Source organism: Labedaea rhizosphaerae (genome assembly GCF_004362825.1).
In the GTDB taxonomy this organism is placed as follows: domain Bacteria; phylum Actinomycetota; class Actinomycetes; order Mycobacteriales; family Pseudonocardiaceae; genus Labedaea; species Labedaea rhizosphaerae.
This window is the reverse complement of the sequence record NZ_SNXZ01000007.1, coordinates 387,343-398,665: the sequence shown is the minus strand read 5'-3', so window position 1 is coordinate 398,665 and position 11,323 is coordinate 387,343. Positions and strand designations below refer to the sequence as shown.

At 70.7% G+C, this 11,323-nt stretch carries 12 protein-coding genes; 2 read left to right on the top strand and 10 right to left on the bottom strand.

From position 1 onward, the window contains the following. The first annotated feature begins 121 nt into the window (after positions 1-121). Positions 122-1,345: a sensor histidine kinase gene (locus EV186_RS32400; RefSeq protein WP_208115889.1), complete on the top strand. Its 1,224-nt coding sequence runs from the start codon at positions 122-124 to the stop codon at positions 1,343-1,345. Beyond that, on the top strand, positions 1,342-2,007 hold the full coding sequence (locus tag EV186_RS32395; protein ID WP_133853309.1) for a response regulator: 666 nt from the start codon (positions 1,342-1,344) through the stop codon (positions 2,005-2,007). Before EV186_RS32400 ends, EV186_RS32395 begins: the two co-directional genes overlap by 4 nt. A 57-nt stretch (positions 2,008-2,064) precedes the next feature. On the opposite strand, the gene EV186_RS32390 is transcribed toward EV186_RS32395, so the two are convergent. Genes EV186_RS32390 through EV186_RS32345 form a run of 10 tightly spaced genes read right to left on the bottom strand, consistent with a single transcriptional unit; the run spans position 2,065 to position 11,312 of the window. Next, positions 2,065-2,466 carry a hypothetical protein gene (locus EV186_RS32390; RefSeq protein ID WP_133853308.1) on the bottom strand — a complete coding sequence of 134 codons (402 nt, stop codon included), beginning with the start codon at positions 2,464-2,466 and terminating at the stop codon, positions 2,065-2,067. Between the two features lies 1 nt (position 2,467). Beyond that, on the bottom strand, positions 2,468-2,896 hold the full coding sequence (gene rplK, locus EV186_RS32385; protein WP_133853307.1) for a 50S ribosomal protein L11: 429 nt from the start codon (positions 2,894-2,896) through the stop codon (positions 2,468-2,470). 34 nt (positions 2,897-2,930) lie between these two features. Continuing rightward, positions 2,931-3,803: a methyltransferase gene (locus EV186_RS32380; protein WP_133853306.1), complete on the bottom strand. Its 873-nt coding sequence runs from the start codon at positions 3,801-3,803 to the stop codon at positions 2,931-2,933. A gap of 41 nt (positions 3,804-3,844) precedes the next feature. Then, on the bottom strand, positions 3,845-5,962 hold the full coding sequence (locus EV186_RS32375) for a non-ribosomal peptide synthetase (RefSeq protein WP_133853305.1): 2,118 nt from the start codon (positions 5,960-5,962) through the stop codon (positions 3,845-3,847). After that, entirely contained in the window at positions 5,959-6,735 is a 777-nt protein-coding gene (locus EV186_RS32370) for a thioesterase II family protein (protein WP_133853304.1), read from the bottom strand. Before EV186_RS32370 ends, EV186_RS32375 begins: the two co-directional genes overlap by 4 nt. A 12-nt stretch (positions 6,736-6,747) precedes the next feature. Continuing rightward, a complete protein-coding gene (locus tag EV186_RS32365; protein ID WP_133853303.1) occupies positions 6,748-7,008 on the bottom strand; it encodes an acyl carrier protein in 261 nt (86 codons plus the stop codon). A 26-nt stretch (positions 7,009-7,034) separates the two neighbouring features. Beyond that, positions 7,035-7,889, bottom strand: coding sequence for a 3-hydroxyacyl-CoA dehydrogenase family protein (locus EV186_RS32360; RefSeq protein ID WP_133853302.1), 855 nt, complete (start codon positions 7,887-7,889; stop codon positions 7,035-7,037). Beyond that, a complete protein-coding gene (locus EV186_RS32355; protein WP_133853301.1) occupies positions 7,886-9,094 on the bottom strand; it encodes a class-II aminoacyl-tRNA synthetase family protein in 1,209 nt (402 codons plus the stop codon). The genes EV186_RS32360 and EV186_RS32355 overlap by 4 nt, the downstream gene beginning before the upstream one ends. Then, complete coding sequence (locus tag EV186_RS32350; RefSeq protein ID WP_243754404.1) at positions 9,091-10,248, bottom strand: acyl-CoA dehydrogenase family protein; 1,158 nt, start codon at positions 10,246-10,248, stop codon at positions 9,091-9,093. The genes EV186_RS32355 and EV186_RS32350 overlap by 4 nt, the downstream gene beginning before the upstream one ends. Continuing rightward, positions 10,245-11,312: an acyltransferase domain-containing protein gene (locus EV186_RS32345; protein ID WP_133853300.1), complete on the bottom strand. Its 1,068-nt coding sequence runs from the start codon at positions 11,310-11,312 to the stop codon at positions 10,245-10,247. The genes EV186_RS32350 and EV186_RS32345 overlap by 4 nt, the downstream gene beginning before the upstream one ends. Between the last annotated feature and the right edge of the window lie 11 nt (positions 11,313-11,323).

Sequence of the window (11,323 nt, the reverse complement as noted above, 5' to 3'; positions counted from 1 at the left end):
GAGACGTCTCCCGCTACGCCGCGACGCGTACGGAAATCGCCGCCCGGCTACGTCGAGGGGCGTAGCCGATCGCGCTCACGAGCGGAAGTACCCGTACCGGCCGATGCCATACGATCGCCGCATGGACCCGCGGACGATGCCACGCCGGCTGTCCGCCTGGTTCTCGCGCCGGCCGGCCTGGCTGCCGGATGTGCTGCTGGGACTGTTCGTCACGGCGATCCAGGTGCGCAGCGTCGCCGACCTCGGCGTCACCCTCCCCGAGCCGGCCGCGACCCCGGTCTCGGACTTCGGGCACGTCGCCTACGTCCTGCTGACCGTGAGCGGCCTCGCGGTGATCGTCCGTCGCCGGTGGCCCGTCACGGTCTTCCTGATCACGACCGCCTGCAGCCTGGTCTACTTCACCCTCAGCTACCCCGACCGGGTGTCCTACCTCGGCCTGCTCGTCGCGCTGTACACGCTCACCGCCTACGGCGACGGCCGCCGCTCGCTGCGGATCGCCGGGGCCGGCATCGCGGTGCTCGCGATCGGCTCGCTGATCGCCTCGGCGGACATCGAGCCGCGGGCCGCCCTCGGCTGGGTGTTCTTCCGGCTCGGCGCGTTGGTGATCAGCACGACGCTCGGCGAGTCGGTCCGGTCCCGGCGGGTCATAGCGGCCGACGCGCAGGTGCGGGCGGAGCTGGCCGAACGCGCCCGTGACGAGGAGGCGCGGGCCCGGGTCGACGCCGAGCGGCTGCGCATCGCCCGCGAGGTCCACGACACCGTCGCGCACGCCATCGCCATCATCAACGTGCAGGCCGGGGTGACCGCGCACGTGCTGGACCGGCGGCCGGAACAGGCCCGCGACGCACTGCGCACCATCGAGCAGACCAGCTCGCGGGCGCTGAGCGAGATGCGCGCCGTGCTCGGCGTGCTGCGCGACGGCGACGACCGCGAGCCCTACCCCGGTCTCGGCGACATCCACCAGCTCGCCGGCGAGGCCCGCGAAGCCGGGCTGGACCTCAGCATCGACGAGACCGCGCCGGTGACCGAACTGCCGAGCGCGGTCGGCAGCGCGGCCTACCGCATCGTGCAGGAGTCGATCACCAACGTGATCCGCCACGTCGGCCCGACCAAGGTGACGGTGCGGCTCGAACCCGGTGCCGACGCGCTGCGGATCGAGGTGGTCGACGCGGGGTGCCAGGGCCCACCGCCCATGCCGGTTCGCCGTGGCGGCGGGCGCGGCATCGTCGGCATGCGGGAACGCTGCCAGCTGCTCGGCGGCGAACTCGACGCGCGGTCCCGTCCCGGCGGCGGGTTCGAGGTCGTCGCCCGCCTGCCGCTCGCCCCGGCCGGGTCGCGCCGGTGACCGCCGCGCCGCCGATCAAGGTGCTCCTCGCCGACGACGAACGCCTCGTCCGTTCCGGGTTCAAGGTGTTGCTGGACCTGGAAAGCGACATCACGGTCGTCGGCGAGGCCACCAACGGCCGGGAAGCCGTCGAGTTGAGCCGGTCGACCCGCCCCGATGTCGTGCTGATGGACATCCGGATGCCGCAGTTGGACGGGGTGCGCGCCACCGCCCAGATCGCCGGGACCGCCGGGCTCGAGCAGGTCAAGGTGCTCATCCTGACCACGTACGACACCGACGAGAACGTCTTCGAGGCCCTGCAGGCAGGCGCGAGCGGGTTCCTGCTCAAGGACGCGGGTCCTGCCGAACTCCTGCACGCCATCCGCGTGATCGCCGCGGGCGACGCGCTGCTGGCACCGCGGGTCACCCGCCGGTTGATCAGCCAGTTCACCGCGCAGCGCCGGACCGCGAAGGCCGGCGAGCACCGGCTCGCTGTGCTGACCGACCGGGAACGCGAAGTGCTGGCACTGGTCGGGCAGGGCATGAGCAACGACGAGATCGGCAGGGCCCTGTGCCTGAGCCCCGCGACCGCGCGCACCCACGTCAGCCGCATCCTGGGCAAGCTGGGTGCACGTGACCGCGCGCAGCTCGTCGCGATCGCCTACCAGACCGGGCTGAGCTGACCCGCCGTGTCGAGCGCCGGGCAGCGCTGTCTCGGATGAGACCCACGTTTGCTGGGCTCACCGATCGGCTCGGTGAACGCGGTGCTCGGCACACCACTTGCGGCTGCACCCGGACGTGCGGTCGCAGAACGGCCGGCCGCACGTCACGCAGCGTTTCACCCGCCGCCAACCGCCGACGGTGACCAGTTCCGCCAACCCGGACGCCCCCGCGGCCAGCTCGCCCACCTCCACGCGCGGCGTCCCCAGGACGATGCGCCAGCCGGTGCCGGTGTCGATGAGCCGCGGTCGCGCGCCCACCTGCGCCAGCACCGCGTTGAGGCGGCGCGCGGCCGCGGCTTCGTCGGGCAACCGCGCGACAACCGCGCACAGTTCCGGATTTCCCGTGCACAGCAGTCGTTCCGCCGTTCCAAGCTCGGGATCCAAGGCGTGGAACGGCGGAGCGACCGCGTACTTGCGCACGTCAGTCCACTACCTCGACGCCCATCGAGCGGGCCGTGCCCGCGATGGTGCGCATCGCCGCCTCGACGTCCACGGTGTTGAGGTCGGGCAGCTTGCGCTCGGCGATCTCCCGCAGTTGCACCTTCGTGATCTTCCCGGCGACCTCGTGGCCTGGCCGCGCGGATCCGTTGCCGCCCAACGCCTTCTTGATGAGGAACGCGGTCGGCGGCGTCTTGAGCCGCAGCTCGAACGAACGGTCTTCGAACACCGAGACGACGACCGGCACGACATCGCCGCGCTGGTCCGACGTCGCCGCGTCATAGGCCTTCTTGACCTCGACGAGGTTGACTCCGGTCTGCCCCAGCATCTTGCCGAGGTCGACAACGGGGGCGTTGCCTGCGTTGAGTTCCAGGGTGACCCGGTGGGTCAGCTTCTTCGTCTTCGGAGCCATGCACCGCAAGCTAGAGTCGTCAGTCGCTGGAGGGTCAAGCTCGATTCTCCGGCGTTTGCTCGGCCGGACGGCGTCCCCAGGCCGAGATCAGCGGCGCCAGGGTCAGGTCGAGTTCGCCCGCGTCGATCGCCGCCAGGTGCGCGTCGATCTCGGCGTCGTCGGCGAGGCCGGCGCCGAGGAGCTCGCCGCGCACGTGCCGGATCGTCGCTGCCTCCAGCCGGTCGCAGGCCCGCCCGCCGACCGGGAACGAGCCCCGCGCGGCGACCTCCACCAAGCCCGCCGCACGCAACACCCGCGGCAGCGTCCGGCCGAAGCGCAGATCCGCGCCGCGGCGGGTCAGCAGTTCCCGGACCGCGTCGCGCAGCCGGTTGGCCCGCCGCTGGGCCGGACCGGTGTCGTCCAGGCACGCCAGCGGCTGCAAAGCGGTATCGGCGTCCTCGACCAGCAGCCAGCCGCCCGGCCGCAGCGCCGCCACCATCGTGGCCAACGCCCGAGCACGATCGGGGAGGTGGACCAGCACGAGCCGGGCGTGCACCAGATCGAACGTCCCCGGCTCCGGCGGCGGATCAGCGGCGACATCGTGCCGACGCACCTCGTACCCGTCGCCTGCCGCCAGCCACGACGGGTCGATGTCCGTGGCCAGCACGTACCCCGTCGGACCGACCGCGGCCGCGAGCGCCGCCGGGACACTCGGGCCGCCGGCGCCCACCTCCCAGCAGCGCGAGCCGGGGCCGACCCCCAGTCGATCGACGTGCCCGCGCGTCACACCGTCGAACAGCTCCGCCAGCCAGACGAACCGCTCCCCCGCCTCGGCACGCGCGTTGTCCAGCAGGTACCCGGACTCCTCACCAAGCCCGGTGGGATCCGGTCGGCCAGTGTCCTGCGGCGGTCGGGGCGAGGAGGTCATCGCTACATGATCAACCTCCCCGGGCACCCGCGCCACAACTGTCAGGGCAGTTTGGTGTGGTCGATCTTCGCGTTGGGGGTGAGCGGGAACTCCGCCAGGGTGGTGACCCGCTCAGGGATCATGTAGTCCGGCAGGCGACCACGCAGGAAACGCTGCACGTCCCTGCGGTTGATCTTCTGGTCGGACTCCAGGTAGCAGGCCAGTTGCTGGTTCTTCAGCAGGACAACGGTTTGGCGCACGCCCGGGAACTCGGCCAGCCGGGCTTCGATCTCGCCCAGTTCCACCCGGTAGCCGCGGACCTTCACCTGGCGGTCGATCCTGGCCACGAACTCGAGCCGGCTGTCGGGCAGGTACCGGACGATGTCGCCGGTGCGGTACAGCCTTCCGGGGCCGAACGGGTTGGGGATGAACTTCTCCGCGGTGAGGGCCGGGCGGCCCCAGTAGCCCCGGGTGACGCCCACGCCACCGATCAGCAGCTCACCGGGCACACCGGGCGCCACCAGGTTCAGCTCGTCGTCCACGAGGTAGATCCGGGTGTTCCAGAACGGACGGCCGACCGGCACCGGGGACGTCGTGACCTCACCGGCCGGGCGGCAATCCGCCACGCACGCGACCGACGTCTCGGTGGGGCCGTACTCGTTCACGATCATGGTTTCGGGGGCGTGCTCACGCCACAGGGCCAGGTGTTCGGCGGTCAGCTGCTCGCCGCCCACCACCAGCCACCGGGATCCCCTGGCCGAGACGTCCAACGGGTCGGGCAGACATTGGGCCAAGGCGTTGAGATGGGCCGGGGTCAGCTTGACGAAGGTGAAATCCGGTGCCTCCCCGAGCCTGGTGGACAAGCCGACCACCGGGTGTTCCGACTCCGGCACCAGGGTCACGGTCTTCCCGTACACCAGCGGCAGGAACAACCCGGTCACCGTCAGGTCGAACGAGAGCGGCGAGTGCACCGGCGCGCCGCTGCCCTCCTCGGCCTGGTATGCCCAGCCGCACCAGGCGAGGTAGTGGACCACCCCGCGGTGCGGGACCATCACGCCCTTGGGGTGTCCGGTCGAGCCGGAAGTGAAGATCACGTAGGCCAGTTGGTCGGGGCTGGTCGGCACGGCCGGGCGTTCGGCGGACCTGGCCGCGATGGCGTCCCGTTCGACGTCCAGGCACACCGTGCTCCCAGCGCCCGCCGGCGCATTGCCCGCGAGGTCCGACCTGGTCAGCAGGATCCGCGCACCGGTCTGCGATGCCATGGCGGACAACCGCTGCGCCGGGTACGACGGGTCCAGCGGGACATAGCAACCGCCGGCCTTCAGTACGCCGAGCAGCGCGACGAGCAGGTCCAGGGAACGGTCCAGCATCACGCACACCGGCGTCTCCCGCACGACCCCGAGCGAGATCAGGTGCCGGGCCAACCGGTTCGCCCGCGCGTCGAGCTCACGGTAGGTCATGGACTCGTCGGCGCACCGCGCGGCAACGGCGTCCGGGCAGCGGTCCACGCGGTCTTCGACCAGCTGGTGCATCCCCTGCTCGGCATGGGGATATTCCATGGCGGTGGCGTTGCGTGCGTGGACGAGCTCGTCCCGCTGACCGGGGGCCAGGCAGTCCACTGTGTACAGCGGCGCGTCGGGCTCGGCCAGGACCTGACCCCACAGGCGGGTGAACGCGGCGGCCATGGCGTCGATCGTGTCGTCGTCGAACAGTTCGGGGCGGTACACGATCCGTTCCCGGCCCGGCGTGAGGACCAGGGTCAGGTCCTCGCCGGCGGGCGGGCCGCCGGACAGCTGGAAGCCGAGCTGCGTCGGGGCCGGCATGCCGCGCAGTTCGCCGGCTCGCGCGTGGGCCTCGGCCACGGTCTGCCGGACCTGGCGCACCAGGTCACCGAACGCGGCGACGCTGGAGATCCGGGTCCGCAGCGGCAGGCGGACGCTGTCCACCGAGCCGATCACCACGACGTCGCGCTGCCCGCTCCACCGCGACACCAGGAGCTGGAACGCGGCCAGCCCGAAGGCGTACCGGTCCGCCGGCATGCCGTCCGGCAGCCGCACCGGGCGCGACCTCGGCGGCTCGGTCATGGTCCTCGGGCGGGGCCGGTCGGTCACGACCTCCAGCGCGATCGGCGCGCCGGCCAGCGTGTCCTGCCAGTAGGTCGACTGGTGTGTGCTGGTCACGGGGCACCCCCACCGGAGTCGAGCAGCGTGGTCGACACCGCCGCGATCACCGCGGCGACATCGTCGAACAGGTAGTGGTGACCGCCGGGGAACGTCCGCATCCGGAAGCTCGCGTCGGTCAGTTCGGACCACCGGGCCAGCAGTTCGGCCGGCACCCCTGGGTCGGCCGCACCACCGAGGGCGGTGATCGGCATGCCCAGGGGTGCCCGCGGTGTCCAGCGGTGCGACTCGCACAGCGTCAGATCGGCCCGCAGCAGCGGCAACAGCAACGCCATCAGTTCGGTGTCGGCAAGGATGTCCTCGTCGGTACCACCGTATTCGGCGAAGTACCGGCACAGGTGCGCGTCGGACATGCCGGCGACGTCGAGCGGGGCCGGCCGCAGGTGGTCGAGGTGGGCGGGCACCCCGCCGGACACGACGAGGTGCACCGGCGGCGTGCCGCGATCGGTCAGTTCGGCCGCCAGCTCGTAGGCCAGCATGGCGCCCATGCTGTGGCCGAACAACGCGAACGGCGGGCCCTCGGTGGCCACGACCACGTCGGCCACCAGCTCGACCAGCTCGGCGGCCACGGTCACCGGGTCCTCGCTGAGCCTGCTCTCCCGGCCGGGCAGTTGCACCGGGATCACCTCGATGTCGGACGGGAACCCCGAGCGCCAGGCGCGGTAGCTGGAGGCCGAGCCGCCCGCCGGTGGCAGGCAGAACAGTCGCACCGTGGCCGCCGAGCCGGACTGGCGGTAGGGGAACCACGGCGACCGGAGCAGTGACCGGGTCATGTGGATCGCCCCCTACACGCCGACGGCCGGCGCGAGCTCGGCGCGCTTGCGGCGGGCGTACCCGTCGATGCGGTTGATGGTGGCGAAGTTGGTGATGTCGAGGTCGCGGTCCACCACGGGGACGCCGAGGGTGGACTCCACGAACATCACGATCTGCACGGCGAACAGGGAGTTGACGTAGCCGCGCTCGAAGAAGTCGTCGTCGTCGCCGAACTCGAGGCCGCCGACGTGGTTGGCGACGAAGGCGCGGATGGTGGCGAGCTGGTCGCTCATGGTGTGTCTCCTTTGGACTGATCGGGTCAGGCAGTGGTGGCGTAGTCGAAGAAGCCGCGGCCGCTCTTGCGGCCGAGCAGGCCCGCGTCCACGTACTGCTTCAGCAGCACCGAGGGCCGGAACTTGGGGTCGTTGAAGTTGGCCAGCAACACTTCGAGCGAGTACAAGATGGTGTCCAGGCCGATCATGTCCGCGGTGGCGAGCGGGCCCATCTTGTGGCCGAAGCAGGTGACGAACAGCCGGTCGATGTCCGCGGCGGTGGAGACGCCTTCCTCCAGCAGCATGACCGCCTCGTTCACGGTCAGCATCGCCACCCGGTTGGTCACGAAGCCCGGCGAGTCGTTGACGACGATGCTCTCTTTGCCGATCTCGGCCAGGGTGCTCTGGGTCAGGGCGACGGTCTCCTCGCTGGTGTGGAATCCCTTGATCACCTCGACCAGCGGCTTGAGCTGGGCCGGGTTCATGAAGTGGGTGCCGATGACCTTGTCGGGCCGGCCGGTCCAGGCGCCGACGCGGGTGATCGGGATCGCCGAGGTGTTCACGCCGAACACGCAGTCGGCCGGGCAGATCTCGTCAAGTCCTTTGTAGACCTCCTGCTTGATCTCGGGCTTCTCGGTGACGTTCTCCACCACGAACCCGGCGTCGGCCAGGCCCTCCAGCTTGGTGGTGAACGTGATCCGGTCGAGCACCTCGCCCGGCGCCTCGGTGGTGCGGTGGAACATCGCGGCCATCCGCAGGTCGCGGACGATGGCTTCGCGTGCCTTGTCCAGCGCCTCGTCCGAGACGTCGACCAGGGTGACGCTGCGACCGCCCGCGGCGAAGGCGTGGCTGACGCCGATGCCCATCGTGCCCGCGCCGACCACGCCGATGTTGTGGATCATGACCTCTCCTTGGTTGTGTGGCCGAGCGCGGCCCGGACCTGTGCGGGCCAGTCCTCGACGTCGATGCCGTGCTGGCAGACCAGGGCGAACGCGAAGCGTTCCAACCCGAAGCCGGCGCAGCCGCTGAACGGCGTCGTGGCGCCGTCGGGCAGCGTGATGCCGAAGGACTCACCGAAGAACCGTTCGTGGAAGTTGAACGACGCCACGGAGATCCGGTCCTCCGGCGCGATGTCCAGTTGCAGTTCGTACTTCAGCTCCAGCAGCCGCTGCGACGACGTGCGCGTGCTGGTGTCGGAGTTGCAGAAGAACGGGTCGGTCGCGACCTCGCACTGGCCGGACACGCCGAGTTCGTCGGCCAGCCGCAACGCCCGCCCGAGGAACCGTTCGCGCGCCGAGAGCACCTCGTCGCGGGTGCCGAAGAAGACGATCTCGCGGATGGTGAAGTCCCACAGCCGGGCCAGCGAGCGGTGGTAGCGGGCCTCGTGCCGGAACGATTTGCCCCGGGCGGTGACGCACGCCAGGTCCTGCGGCAGCGAGCGGCCGGCGAACTGGTTGAACGTGTGGTAGCACATGGTCGGCGGCAGGCAGTAGTCCACGCCGGCGCACCGGTCCAGGATCTCCGCGCCCACCTGGCCGACGTCCTTGGCCCGCTCGACGAACTCCCGGTAGTTGTCCACATCGGACTTGAGCCGGGTGGCGAACATGGCGTACTGCGGGAAGGAGGTGAAGTAGTCGCACCGGTGCAGCGCGTCGATCGGGATCAGGGTCGGGTACCGGAACTCCTGACCGGCGAACTCGTCGGTGACGATGCGCCGGACCACCCGGTCCAGGTCGTCCATCAGGTCCAGCAACGGCTGGCCGACCGCGACCTGACCCTCGCCCACCTCGTACGCGACGCCCATGTCCACCAGGCGGTTGAACGTGTCACCGGACGGGGTGTGCGACGCGGCGGACTCCCAGATCACCTTCGGGTCGCGCACCAACTGGGAAAGCACGTCGTTCTGCAGCAGGAACCGCAGCTTGTCCGGCAGGCCGGCCGGCATGCCGTCGCCGTCGGTGCGCACGACGACCGCGTCGATCCGGTCGGCCGAGCCGACCAGGCGGAAATCGCGGATCTCCTCGGCGGCGAAGTAGACGCGCTTGGCGAACTCCTTGGCCAGGAACTCGGGCAGTTCAGCGCCCAGGGTGATGGTGTGTTCGGTCATATCGCACCTGCGACTCCGGTCAGGCCAGCGATCACGTTGCGCTGGATGTCTGATGTGCCGCCGTAGACCACGCAGCCCAGGGTGTCCCGGAGCTCGCGTTCGATCGGCAGGTCGGCGACGATGCCCCGCGCGCCGTGCACCCGCACCGCGGCAAGGGCGCTGTCCAACAGGCTCTCGCTGGTGAACAGCTTGACGATCGCGGACTCCAGCAGCGCCATCCGGCCCTGCTGCTTGAGCCAGCCGATCTTGTAGAGCATCAACCGGGCCAGCTCGAGGTTGACCCGCATGTCCGCCAGCCGGTGCGACACCGCCTGGAACGAGCCGAGCGGCGCGCCGAACTGCTTGCGCCGGCTCACGTGGGCGACGCACGTCTCCAGGAGCCGTTGCATCCGGCCGACCTGGGTCGCGGCCATGAAGCCGCGCTCCCACTCGATGGTCGACGTGAAGAGGTGGTAGCCGCCGCCCTCCTTGCCGAGAACGTTGGCTGCAGGCACTTCGCAGCCGTCGAACCGGAGCTCCCCCATCGGCGTGCCGCGCACGCTGATCTTGCTGATCTGGCGGACCACCCGCAGGCCCGGGGTGTCGGCCGGCACGAGGAACGCGGTCAGCCCGCGTTGACCTTCACCGGTGCGGGCGAAGACGACGTACAGGTCGGCGATGGTCCCGTTGCTGATATAGCACTTGGTCCCGTCGATCACCCAATTGTCGCCACGCCGCTCGGCAGTGGTCTGCAGGGACAGCACGTCCGATCCGGCTTCCGGCTCGGTCAGCGCGTGGGCGCCGATCAGGCTGCCGTCGGCCAGGCCGGGCAGGAACCGGGCCTTCTGCTCCTCGGAACCGTGCTTCAGCAAGTGGATCACGCAGGCCCACAGGTGGTTCTCGATCACGAAGACCAGCCCGTTGTCCGCGCAGCCGTAGCCGAGCGCCTCGCAGGCGATCACCGTGGTCAGCGGGTCGAAGCCCGAGCCGCCGTACTCCTGCGGGATCGGCCAGCCGGTGATGCCGAACTCGGCGCACGCACGCCAGCCGTCCTCGTCGAAGGTCTCGTCCCGGTCGTGTTCGGCGGCCTTGCCGCCGATCTGGTCGCGTGCGAACGCGATGATCTTCGCCCGCAATGCGGTTTGCTCAGGGCTCAACGAGAAGTCCATGGTCATGCCCTTCCACTGTGGACGGCGAGCGCGGCTCCGAGCGTTTCGGCGGTGGCGCGCACGGCGGCGACGTCCTCACCGGCGCGCCCGGCGCCCGGGATGGTGGCGTGGACCGGCGGTCGTCCACCCGCCGGCCGGGCCGGGTGCTGGGCGGCGAGGCTGCCGAGCATGGAGCCCGCGCCCACCTCCAGGGCGACGGCCCCGGGCAGCCGCCACATCTCGCCGAGGCTGTCGTGGCACCGGACGGTCTGGTGCAGCTGCCGGGCCCAGTACCGCGGGTCACGCGCCTGCTCCGGGGTGATCCAGGTGCCGGTCACGTTGGACAGGAAGGGAATCCGGGGCGCACCGAGCTCGAAGTCGCCCAGCAGCGTCGCCAGCCGGTCCCCGGCGGGCGCCATCATCCAGGAGTGGAACGCCTGCCGGGTGTTGGAGCGCAGGGTGCCGACACCGGCCGCGGTCAGGGTGGTTTCCAGGCGTTCCAACGCGGGCACCGGACCCGCGACGACGCTCAGCAGCTCGCTGGTGACGGCGGCGAGCGAGAGCTCGTCGTCGAGGCGGGCCGCGACCTCGTCCGGGCCGAGCATCACGACCAGCATGCCGCCGGGCGGCATGGTCTCGATCAGCTCCGCCCGCCTCGCCACCAGGCGCAGCGCGTCGTCCAAGGAGAACACCCCGGACAGGCAGGCGGCCACGTACTCGCCGAGGCTGTAGCCCAGCATACCCGAAGGCGTGATGCCCCAGCTGATCAGCAGCTGGGCCAGCGCGTACTCCACCGTGAACACCAGCGGCTGCGCGATCCGCGTCCGGTCGATCTCCGCCTGACCGCGGGCACCGCGCATCAGCGCGGCGAGGTCCAGCTTGCCCTTGCCCGGCGCGGAAACGGCGCCCGCCGGGTAGAGGACGGTGCGGATGTCCTGGCCCAGCTCGGGTTCGAGCACGGCCGCGCAGTGGTCCACAGTGGACCGGAAGACCGGCTCGGTGTCGTAGAGACCCTTGCCCATGCCTGCGTAGTGGTCGCCGACCCCGGGGAACAGGAACACGACCTGCTCCGGGTGGCTGCTGACGTTCATGTCCGAGGCCC

Excerpts from the sequence above, each read along its gene's own strand:
- EV186_RS32380 (WP_133853306.1), bottom strand. The coding sequence starts at position 3,803 with ATGACCTCCTCGCCCCGACCGCCGCAGGACACTGGCCGACCGGATCCC.
- EV186_RS32365 (WP_133853303.1), bottom strand. The coding sequence starts at position 7,008 with ATGAGCGACCAGCTCGCCACCATCCGCGCCTTCGTCGCCAACCACGTC.
- EV186_RS32400 (WP_208115889.1), top strand. The coding sequence starts at position 122 with ATGGACCCGCGGACGATGCCACGCCGGCTGTCCGCCTGGTTCTCGCGC.
- EV186_RS32345 (WP_133853300.1), bottom strand. The coding sequence starts at position 11,312 with ATGAACGTCAGCAGCCACCCGGAGCAGGTCGTGTTCCTGTTCCCCGGG.
- EV186_RS32355 (WP_133853301.1), bottom strand. The coding sequence starts at position 9,094 with ATGACCGAACACACCATCACCCTGGGCGCTGAACTGCCCGAGTTCCTG.
- EV186_RS32370 (WP_133853304.1), bottom strand. The coding sequence starts at position 6,735 with ATGACCCGGTCACTGCTCCGGTCGCCGTGGTTCCCCTACCGCCAGTCC.
- EV186_RS32350 (WP_243754404.1), bottom strand. The coding sequence starts at position 10,248 with ATGACCATGGACTTCTCGTTGAGCCCTGAGCAAACCGCATTGCGGGCG.
- rplK (WP_133853307.1), bottom strand. The coding sequence starts at position 2,896 with ATGGCTCCGAAGACGAAGAAGCTGACCCACCGGGTCACCCTGGAACTC.
- EV186_RS32360 (WP_133853302.1), bottom strand. The coding sequence starts at position 7,889 with ATGATCCACAACATCGGCGTGGTCGGCGCGGGCACGATGGGCATCGGC.